This is a genomic window from Streptomyces sp. NPDC050121, from assembly GCF_044460385.1.
GTDB lineage: Bacteria > Actinomycetota > Actinomycetes > Streptomycetales > Streptomycetaceae > Streptomyces > Streptomyces soliscabiei.
Map to the genome: position 1 here is coordinate 1 of NZ_JBITJV010000111.1, position 1946 is coordinate 1946.

General features: G+C 64.9%; 1 protein-coding gene and 1 pseudogene. One reads left to right on the forward strand and one right to left on the reverse strand.

Annotation, left to right across the window (positions count from 1 at the left end; genetic code table 11):
* Positions 1-185: 185 nt before the first annotated feature.
* Positions 186-347 (forward strand): annotated as a pseudogene (locus ACIBTS_RS49340) (esterase); the annotation flags it as partial.
* A 293-nt stretch (positions 348-640) separates the two neighbouring features.
* Here the strand turns inward: ACIBTS_RS49340 and ACIBTS_RS49345 are convergent.
* The gene (locus ACIBTS_RS49345; protein WP_399328555.1) at positions 641-1732 is read right to left on the reverse strand and encodes a terpene synthase family protein; all 1092 of its coding nucleotides are present in this window, start codon (positions 1730-1732) and stop codon (positions 641-643) included.
* Positions 1733-1946 lie beyond the last annotated feature (214 nt).

Consider the following 1946-nt stretch of genomic DNA (forward strand, 5'->3'; position numbering starts at 1 on the left):
GCTCTACCAGGAGCCCCGTTGCCATCACCTGGGCTTCCCCGAAAACCCTCGATCCCGTTGACAACCGCGGATCCGCTCTAACTCCGTGGTCTTGGAGTACTTCCTGGGGGCAGCCATGGTCGATGTTCCTCTCATGAGAACCATCTGACCCTCTGTCACCATCCTCCGCATCTCGGGGGAACCTCACGTCCGGCGCGATGACGACCAATGTCCTGCTCGGCGACTACCCCGACGTGTTCAAGGCCGGTGCGGCGTTCATGGGCGTGCCGTTCGGCTGCTTCGCCACCACCGACGGCTCCGGCTGGAACACCGACTGCGCCACCGGCAAGATCACCAAGACCCCTCAGGTCCGAATCCTCGGGATCGTTGCCAGGCTGCTGGGTTTGTGGTCCCCGGATGCCGTCGGGGTGCGGCGCGGTGCGTGCCTGTTCGGGCTCGGAGAGAAGACCGCCATGCACTACGTCGTTGCAGCTCACCCGGAGAGGATCGCCCGTCTTTCCCGGTCTCGGGCCGGAGGAGGGGGACACGAGCCCGCCCGGAAGTGCCGAACGAGCTGTTCCTGCGTGCCTGCTCAGCCCCAGACACGACTCTTTCGGAGCTTGTTGCTCGAACGGTCATGGCCGGCTGAGCCGTGGGATCTTCAGCAGTGGTCCCACCACCAGGAGATGCTCGGGTAGGGCAGGGGGCTGGTGTCGGTGGTCGACAGTGAAGGCGCCCAGAAGGCGGGTGTCTTGACGACGTCTTCCAGCGCAACGCGTTCTGCGGGTGGGTGGTAGCGCCCAGCGCACATGTTGATTTCGGTGTTGAGGACGATGAAGTGGCCGAGTCGGTCGATGAGGTAGCGCAGTGGCGGCTCGGCCATGGGCAGCAGGCGCTCGCGTAGACCGAGGAAGAGGAGCATCAGGCGGTCGCGTGTCTCGATCGCCGCGGTGACGGCCTGGTCGAAGGAGAGTCCGCGAGCCGCTTGCAGGATGCCCAGGAAATTCGGGGACGTCTGACCTGCTGCTTTTTCCTTGTGGTAGGAGGCGACGTCGTTTTCCAGTCCGGCGAGCAGGGCTGTGCATTTGATGAGGGACTGGACTGCCGGTGCGTTCCACACCTCGTCCGGAATGGGGGCAGGCCCGCACATTTCGACCGACGCGGCGTACAGGGTGCCGCCGAGGTCGTGCATTCGCAGGGCGAGGTATTCGTCTTCGTTGGGTTCGTCCAGGTGAATCTTGTGCACGCCGCTGGTGAGCTGGCACCTGATGCCGGCACTCAGACGGGCCACCTGTGTGGGTGTGCACACTGCCCGCAGTTGCTCCATCGAGTCGTGTAGTGACGCGATGAGGGGGCTTGCATTCTCGGGTAGTTGGTATCCAGGAGATTCCATCACATGCGTGAGCTGGCCCACGAGACGGATGATCTCGCTGGTCCGGCTGCGGGCTTCGGCGTGATCGAGCACATTGTCGTCGATGACGAGTGCCCACTCGGCCAGGCAGCCGAGGCCGCGGAGCACTGCCCTGCTGGTCTCTGGGCTGGAGAACCTTCCAAGGCACCAGGCCAGGACAGCTCCGTAGGGCCCGGGGTTCGTTTCGGTAAACCCGTATGACGCTTTCCACGCCTGGACCTCGGCCACGACGTCGGTTGGGACGTGGGGGGGCTCCGGCATCGGCAACGGGTAGTGGAAGCGCGGCGCACCTCTCCGCTGGGCCGGAATCGCGGCCTGTTCCACATCTGGTGTGCTGCTCATGTGTGCTCCTTCGTTGGCGTGCAGTCCTGAGGTGAGGCCGAGTGCGTGCCGCGCTGCGATCAGCCGACGTGGCGCGGCTGCCGCCCGGCCGGGTGAGCGCGGCGGATTCAGTTACGGGGAGGGAGCCTCCCCCTGAGTGGTGGACACGCTGATACTGGATCTGCTTGATCCGGAGGAAGCGAGAAGACCGCCGATGGCGATGAAGGACTACTCG

Excerpts from the sequence above, each read along its gene's own strand:
- ACIBTS_RS49345 (WP_399328555.1), bottom strand. The coding sequence starts at position 1,732 with ATGAGCAGCACACCAGATGTGGAACAGGCCGCGATTCCGGCCCAGCGG.